8 protein-coding genes are annotated in these 7,420 nt (G+C 74.2%); 1 reads left to right on the forward strand and 7 read right to left on the reverse strand.

Features of this window, described 5'->3' with window-relative positions; genetic code table 11:
• Window positions 1-246, forward strand: a 246-nt coding sequence (locus tag K1J50_RS18140) for a transposase (RefSeq protein WP_369413647.1), incomplete at its 5' end; no start/stop codon positions are given.
• 333 nt (window positions 247-579) lie between these two features.
• On the opposite strand, the gene K1J50_RS18145 is transcribed toward K1J50_RS18140, so the two are convergent.
• From K1J50_RS18145 to K1J50_RS18175, 7 genes are all read right to left on the reverse strand, one after another.
• The gene (locus K1J50_RS18145) at window positions 580-2,163 is read right to left on the reverse strand and encodes an ABC transporter substrate-binding protein (RefSeq protein ID WP_220119164.1); all 1,584 of its coding nucleotides are present in this window, start codon (window positions 2,161-2,163) and stop codon (window positions 580-582) included.
• A gap of 160 nt (window positions 2,164-2,323) precedes the next feature.
• Window positions 2,324-2,833, reverse strand: a complete 510-nt coding sequence (locus tag K1J50_RS18150; RefSeq protein WP_220119165.1) for a F0F1 ATP synthase subunit B family protein — start codon at window positions 2,831-2,833, stop codon at window positions 2,324-2,326.
• Window positions 2,834-2,837: 4 nt separating this feature from the next.
• The gene (locus K1J50_RS18155; protein ID WP_220119166.1) at window positions 2,838-3,443 is read right to left on the reverse strand and encodes a F0F1 ATP synthase subunit B family protein; all 606 of its coding nucleotides are present in this window, start codon (window positions 3,441-3,443) and stop codon (window positions 2,838-2,840) included.
• A gap of 46 nt (window positions 3,444-3,489) precedes the next feature.
• Window positions 3,490-3,714: an ATP synthase subunit C family protein gene (locus K1J50_RS18160; RefSeq protein ID WP_220119167.1), complete on the reverse strand. Its 225-nt coding sequence runs from the start codon at window positions 3,712-3,714 to the stop codon at window positions 3,490-3,492.
• A gap of 64 nt (window positions 3,715-3,778) precedes the next feature.
• Complete coding sequence (locus K1J50_RS18165; RefSeq protein ID WP_220119168.1) at window positions 3,779-4,534, reverse strand: F0F1 ATP synthase subunit A; 756 nt, start codon at window positions 4,532-4,534, stop codon at window positions 3,779-3,781.
• Window positions 4,535-4,595: 61 nt separating this feature from the next.
• On the reverse strand, window positions 4,596-4,889 hold the full coding sequence (locus K1J50_RS19360; RefSeq protein ID WP_220119169.1) for an AtpZ/AtpI family protein: 294 nt from the start codon (window positions 4,887-4,889) through the stop codon (window positions 4,596-4,598).
• Window positions 4,890-5,463: 574 nt separating this feature from the next.
• Window positions 5,464-7,179 carry an electron transfer flavoprotein-ubiquinone oxidoreductase gene (locus K1J50_RS18175; protein ID WP_220119170.1) on the reverse strand — a complete coding sequence of 572 codons (1,716 nt, stop codon included), beginning with the start codon at window positions 7,177-7,179 and terminating at the stop codon, window positions 5,464-5,466.
• Between the last annotated feature and the right edge of the window lie 241 nt (window positions 7,180-7,420).

Raw genomic sequence — 7,420 nt, forward strand, 5'->3', positions numbered from 1 at the left:
GGGCCCGGCCGGAGGGTGCCCGCCAACATCGCGCCGCTCCTGCTGCCGCCCTACGCACCCGAGTCGAACCCGGTCGAAAACGCCTGGGGCTTCCTGCGCTCCAACAAGCGCGCCAACGGCGTGTTCGACAGCTACGACGCCATCGCGGACGCCTGCTGCGACGCCTGGAACTGGCTCGCCGATCAGCCCGAGCGCATCACCGCCATCGCCTCACGCGCCTACGCAGAAGTCAAACTCCAATTCTGATGCCGGGCGTATGAGGGGCCGCCACCCCCCCCTGCGCGCGCAGCCGGCCGCGGAGGCGGCGCAAGGACCGCCAGGGGCCGCGCCCCACCCCGCTACGCGCGCACCAGCCCGCGCATCGGCGCCACCGCCTCGCTCCCCGGGAAGGCCTGGGCGAGGGCGCGCTCCGGCAGGCGGAGGCGGTCGCGCAGCAGCCCTTTGGCGATCGCGCGCAGGTCGGTCGTCGGCGCCAGGTCGCGGCCCTGGAAGAGCTGCGACTCGGCGAGCCAGGATCGCCCACGCGGCTGCGGCCGGGCGCCCCCGCCCCGGACGCGGAGCGGCGGCGCTGCCCCGCGCCTACTGCCGCACGCGCACGAAGCGCAGCGGGAAGTAGTTGTCGGCCGGCTGGTGCAGCTCGACGTTCTGGCGGGTGGCCCACACCACGACCTGCTGGTGCAGCGGCAGGTGGCCGACATCCTCGGCGTGGATGCGCATCGCCTCGTCGATCAGCGCCTGGCGCTTCTCGCGGTCCGTCTCCACCGCGATCTGGTCCACCAGCGCATCGAGGCGCGGGTTGGAGTAGCCGCCGACGTTGAACACGCCGCGCGGGCCCTGGCGCGTGGCCATCAGGTTGAACAGCGCATTGTGCGCGTCGTAGGTCGCCGGCGTCCAGCCCAGCATGTAGAAGCTGGTATTGTAGCGGGGGCCGAGGATCTCGGCGAAGTAGCGGGCGCGGGTCTGGGCGTTGAGCGTGACGCGCACGCCGATGCGGGCGAGCATGGCGGCGACCGCGGTGCAGATCGCCTCGTCGTTCACGTAGCGGTCGTTCGGGCAGTCCATGGTGACGCCGAAGCCGTTCGGGTAGCCGGCCTCGGCCATCAGGCGGCGCGCCTGGTCGAGGTCGGGCCGCGTCACCCGGTCCGCGGCCTCGGTCCAGCCGTTGATGCCGGGGCCGATCATCAGCCCGGTCGGCCGCGCCTGGCCGCGCATGACGCGGCTCCTGATCGCCTCGCGGTCGATGGCGAGGTCGAAGGCGCGGCGCACCCGCACGTCGCGGAACGGGTTGCGGCCGCGCACGTCGGACTTCAGCAGCTCGTCGCGCGCCTGGTCCATGCCGAGGAAGATGGTGCGCAGCTCCGGCGTCTGCAGCACGCGCAGGCCGGCGGTGCGGGAGAGGCGCTCGGTATCCTGCGGCGGGACGGTGTAGATCATGTCCACCTCGCCGCTGATCAGCGCCGCGACGCGCGTCGCGTCGTTGGCGATGACGTTGAACTCGACCCGCGTCAGGTTGTGCTCCGGCCGGTCCCACCATTCGGGATTGTTGCGCAGCACGGTGCGCCGGTCGGGCTCGCGGCTGACCAGGACGAAGGGGCCGGTGCCGTTGGCGTTGCGGGTGGCGAAGTTCTCCTCCCGCGCGGTGAGGTCGGCGGTGCGCGTGGCGTTGTGCGCCTCCGCCCAGTGGCGCGACATGATGCCGAAGCCGGTGATCTCCTCGAGGAAGATCGGGTTGGGGCGGTGGGTCTCGACCTCGACGGTGAGGTCGTCCACCTTCCGCACCTCCTTCACCGTGGCGAAGTAGGCCTGGATGTTGGAGCCCGGCCCCCGCGCGCGCTGGATCGAGAACGCCACGTCGTCGGCGGTGAAGGGCGTGCCGTCGTGGAAGCGCACGTTGGGGCGGAGGTGGAAGCGCCAGACGGTGGGCGAGGGCTGCTCCCAGCGCACGGCGAGCGCCGGCTCGACCTTCAGCTCGCGGTTCCGCCGCACCAGCGGCTCGTAGATGTTGGCGTTGAACGAGAGCAGGAAGGTCTCGTTCCGTGCGTAGGGGTCCATCGAGTTGGCGTCGCCGTCGTTGGCCCAGCGGAAGGTGTTCGCCGGGGCCGGGGCGGCGAGGGCCGCGCCGGCGAGGAGCGCGGCGGCGAAGGCGGCGTGGCGGCGGCGCATGACGGAGTCCCTCCCAAGATCGCGTCGGCGGAACGCTAGAGAAAGCGCCGGCGCAGGGGAAGGCGGCGCGCGCGGGGAGGGCGCCGGGGCCGGAACGCGCGCGGGGCGGGACCCTGGCGGCCCCGCCCCGCGAAACCCGTCCCGTGCCCGTGCCCGGGGCTCAGGCCGCGCGCAGCACCCGCGGCAGGTCGCCGATGGCGCGGTCCACCAGCGCGGCGTCGGCCTCCGCATCGAGCCGCTCGGCGATCACGCTGCGCGCGGCCGCGGTCGCGATCTCGGCCGCGGCGTTGCGCACCTCGGCGAGCGCGCTCGCCTCGGCGGCGGCGATGCGGTCCATCGCCATGCGCTCGCGGCGCTTCGCCGCCGCCTCGGCCTCGGCGGCAATCTGCTCGGCGACGCGCTGCGCCTCGGCCTGGGCGCGGGCGAGCAGCGCCTCGGCCTCCGCCTGGGCGGCGCGGCGGTCGGCCTCGGCCTGGCGGCGCATCGCCTCGGCCTCCTCGCGCAGCCGCGCCGCCTCCTCGAGCTCCTCGCGCACGCGCCGGGCGCGGGCGTCGAGCATCCCGGTGACGCGCTGCCAGGCGAGGCGGCCCACCAGCGCGACGAAGAGGACGAAGCTGACCGCGACCCAGAACTTGGGGTCGAGCCAGAAGTGCTCGTAGGTGTGCGGCATCGGCTCAGGCCTCCTGGCGGCGCCGGGCGAGCTCGCGCGCGACCGCCGCCTCCACTGCGGCGCGGTCGGCGCGCCCGACCAGGCGGGCGACCAGCGCCTCGGCGGTCTCGGTCGCCACCTGGCGGAGCGCGGCCATCGCCGCGTCGCGTGCCGCGCCGATGCGCGCCTCGGCGGCGGCGATCTGCTCGGCGAGGCGGGCGTTGAGCGCCTCGGCGCGCCGCTGCGCCTCCGCCTGCGCCTCCTGCAGGGCGTTCGCGACCGCGGCCTGCGCCTCGGCCCGCGCCCGCAGCGTCGCCTCGCGGTGCGCCGCGGCCGCGGCGTCCGCCTCGGCCTTGGCGGCGCGGGCGGCCTCGAGGTCGGCGGCGATGCGGCGCCGCCGCTCCTCCAGGATCTCGCCCACGCGCGGCAGCGCGTGGTTGGCCATCAGGAAGTAGAGCAGGCCGAAGATCAGCAGCAGCCAGACGACCTGCGCGATCATCAGCGGATTGCCGAAGTCGAGCTGCGGCATGCCGCCGGACTGCGCCTGCGGCTCGGCGGCGAGCGCGCCCGTCCCCGGCGCGCCGAGCAGGCACGCCAGGGCGGTCGCCGCGGGCCGGATCCACCGGGTCATCCCGGAACCCTCCGATCGGGGGAAGGGAAGGGGCGTCGCGCCGCGCTCAGGTGAACAGGATGAGGAAGGCGATGAGCAGCGCGAACAGCGCCACCGCCTCGGTCAGCGCGAAGCCCAGGATGCCGATCGGGAAGACCGCGTCGCGGGCGCCCGGGTTGCGGGCCACGCTGGTGATCAGCGCGGAGAAGATGTTGCCGATGCCAAGGCCGACGCCGAACAGGGCGATGACGGCGAGGCCGGCCCCGAGGGCCTTCGCGGCGAGAACGTCCATGGAAACAGGTCCTTCCGTTGTCCTGTGGCTGGGGTGGGGGAAGCGCGCCCGGCGCGGCGCCCGCTCAGTGCAGGTGCACCGCGTCGTGCAGGTAGATGCTGGTGAGGATCGCGAACACGTAGGCCTGCAGGAAGGCGACGAGGAACTCGAAGCCGACCAGGGCGACGTTGATCGCGAGCGGCGCCGCCGCGCCGAGGACGCCGAGGACGCCCGCGGTGCCGAGCATCACCACGAAGGAGGCGAACACCTTCAGCATCACGTGCCCGGCGACCATGTTGGCGAACAGCCGCACCGAGAGGCTGATCGGGCGCGACAGGTAGGAGATGATCTCGATCGGCACGACCAGGACGGCGAGCGCCGGGTTCAGCCCCTCCGGCTTGAAGTAGCTGAACCAGTGCCAGCCGTGGATGGCGAGGCCCACCGCCGTGATCAGCACGAACACGATCGCGGCGAGGGTGAAGGTCACCGCGATGTGGCTGGTGAAGGTGAAGGCGTAGGGCAGCATCCCCAGCAGGTTGCCGAACAGGATGAACATGAACAGCGAGAACAGGAACGGGAAGAACCGCTTCCCCTCCTCGCCGATCTGGCCCGTCGCCATCTCGTGCACGAACTCGTAGGCCGCTTCGGCCAGCGCCTGCAGGCGCCCGGGGACGACGGCGCGGCGCGCCGTGCCCCACATCATCAGCGCCGTGACCAGGCCGACCGCGATCAGCATGTGCGCGTTCGACTGGGTGAACCCGACCGAGGCGCCGACCTTGCCCAGCACCGGCGTCAGCGCGAACTGGCTCAGCGCGTCAATCGCTTTCCCCTCGGCGGCCAAGGCGGCATCCCCCGTGCGACGGCGGCCGGGCGCGAAGCCCGGCGCGGAATTCCCGTGGTGTTCAGCGCGGGCCGCTGCGGGGCATGAAGACGCGATAGACGTTCAGCACCCCGGCGGCCACCCCCAGCACGACGAACAGCATGAGGAGCCACGGGCCGGTGCCGAGCCAGCGATCGAGCGCCCACCCGATCGCGAGGCCCACCGCCAGGGCCGAGACCAGCTCGACCCCGACCCGGAAGCCGATCCCCCAGGCGCCGCCGGGAAGCCCGCCGCCGCGCCCTTTCGGGGCGGCCTCCAGGCCCTGACGGGCCCGGGCTTCCTGCAGACGCCGATCGAAGTCGTCCCGGTCTGCCACGCGCGTGCTCCTCCCGCCGGTCCCCCGGGCCGGAAGGCGTGCGGCTCCTAAGGCCTCCCCCGGGGGGAGTCAAGGCGAGGCGGCGCTCCGCCGCGTGCCGCGCGTCACGGCGGGCGCCGTCCCGGCCGGTTGCGCGCCAGCGGCGGCGGGACGACGCGCGGGAGCACGGCGCATGGCGATCCGCCCGGCGGGACCGCGCTGGACCTGCCGACGGCGGGTCTGCGCGCCGCCGGCCTCGGCGCGCCGCCTCGTGGCGCGCCGCTCGCCGCCCCGGTGCTTGCCGCGCATCGCGCGGCGGCCGCTGCGCGGCGCGGCGGAGGCGGAGCGGCGCCACGCGGTCGCGATCGTCCGCCGCGGCGCCAGGACGAGGCGGCGCGCGGCGCTGTGCCGGACATCGCCGCCGCCCCCGGTTTGATCCGAGCCCTGATCCGAGGACGCGGCGATCCGCGAGGGCGACACGCCCGGGCGTCTCGCCCGCCGCGTGCGCCCCGATCCTGCGGTGCGCGTGGCGCACTGGCGCGCAGGAAGCGGCGCCCGCCGCCGACCCGGCAGGTCCGGGCCGCGCCGCCGCCCGCTACATCCCGCCGATGTAGTTCGGCCCGCCGCCGCCCTCCGGCGTGCGCCACTCGATGTTCTGCGTCGGGTCCTTGATGTCGCAGGTCTTGCAGTGCACGCAGTTCTGCGCGTTGATCACGAGCCGCACGCCGCCGTTCCCCGCCTCGACCGCGGCGCCGGGCACCTGGTCCGCCTGCGCCTCGGGCGTGCCCTTCAGCTCGCGCTCCGCCTCCGGGCCCACCGCCTCGTACACCGCCGCCGGGCAGTAGCGGCTCTCCGGGGCGCGGTAGCGGTCCCAGTTCACCGGCTTCCAGCGCGACGGGTCCTTGAGGACCAGGTGCGAGGGCTGGTCCTCCTCGTGGTTGGTGTTGGAGAGATAGACCGAGGACAGCCGGTCGAAGGTCAGCACGCCGTCCGGCTTCGGGTACGCGATCCGCCTCGCCTGGGAGGCGTCGCGCAGCGTCTCGTGGTCGGCGTGGTGGCGCCAGGTCCACGGCGCGGCGCCGCGCAGCAGGTAGGCGTCGAGCGCCGACCAGGCCATCGCGCCCCACAGGCCGAACTTGGCGAAGGCCGGGCGGATGTTGCGCACCGCGCGCAGCTCCTCCCACACCCAGCTCTGCCGCAGCTTCTCGGGATAGGCCTCGAGCACCGCCGGCGGCGCCTCCGCCTTCAGCGCCTCGGCCACCGCCTCGGCGGCGAGCATCCCGGACTTCATGCTGGTGTGCGTGCCCTTGATCTTGGGCACGTTGAGGAAGCCCGCCGCATCGCCGATCAGCGCCCCGCCGGGGAAGACGAGTTTGGGGATCGCCTGGAAGCCGCCCTCGTTCAGCGCCCGCGCGCCGTAGCCGATGCGCCGGCCGCCCTCCAGCACCTTCCGCACCTCGGGGTGCGTCTTGAAGCGCTGGAACTCCTCGAACGGCGAGAGCCACGGATTGGAGTAGTCCAGCCCGACGACGAAGCCGATCGAGACCAGGTTCTCGCCCAGCATGTAGAGGAAGGAGCCGCCGTAGGTGTCGGCGGGGAGCGGCCAGCCGACCGAGTGCCAGACCAGGCCGGGGCGGTGCTTCTCCTTCGGGACCTCCCACAGCTCCTTGATGCCGAGGCCGTAGGTCTGCGGCGCCACGCCGGCGCGCAGGTCGTAGCGCTGCATCAGCTTCTGCGAGAGCGAGCCGCGGCAGCCCTCGGCGAACAGGGTGTAGCGGGCGCGCAGCTCCGTCCCCGGCTGGTAGTTCGGGCCCTTGGTGCCGTCCTTGCGGATGCCCGTCACGCCGGCGACGACGCCCTTCACCGCGCCGTCCTCGATGATCGTCTCGGAGGCGGCGAAGCCGGGGTAGATCTCGACCCCCATCGCCTCCGCCCTCTTCCCGAGCCAGCGGCAGACATTGCCGAGCGAGACGATGTAGTTGCCGTGGTTGTTCATCGGCGGCGGCGTCGGCAGGCGGAAGGCCCGCGTCGCGGTGAGGAACAGGAAGCGGTCCTCCCGCGCCGGGGTGGCGAGCGCCGGCGGGTCCTCGCGCCAGTCGGGGAGCAGCTCGTCGAGCGCGCGCGGCTCCAGCACCGCGCCGGAGAGGATGTGGGCGCCGATCTCGCTGCCCTTCTCGATCAGGCAGACCGAGGCGTCCGGGGCGAGCTGCCGGAGGCGGATCGCGGCCGCGAGGCCGGCAGGGCCGCCGCCCACGATCAGCACGTCGAATTCCATGGACTCGCGCTGTTCGGTCGCGTCCGCCTCGGCCATGCCTGTGGTCCCTCCGCTCTCGCGCCCCGTTTAGCCTCCGGCCGGGCGTGGCGGAACCCCGGCCGCGGCGCGCCGCCCCTTGCGCCGGGCGCGCCCGCGCGCCGATATCGCCGCCATGCAAGGCGAGGACCGCGCGGCGCTGCTCGCCGCTTTGCGGCTGCAGCACGAGTGGGGCGCGGACGAGGCGCTCGACGATGCGCCGGCCGACCGGACCCGCGCGGCCTCCGCCGGGGGCGGAGCC

The sequence above is a fragment of the Caldovatus aquaticus genome (assembly GCF_019458025.1).
In the GTDB taxonomy this organism is placed as follows: domain Bacteria; phylum Pseudomonadota; class Alphaproteobacteria; order Acetobacterales; family Acetobacteraceae; genus Caldovatus; species Caldovatus aquaticus.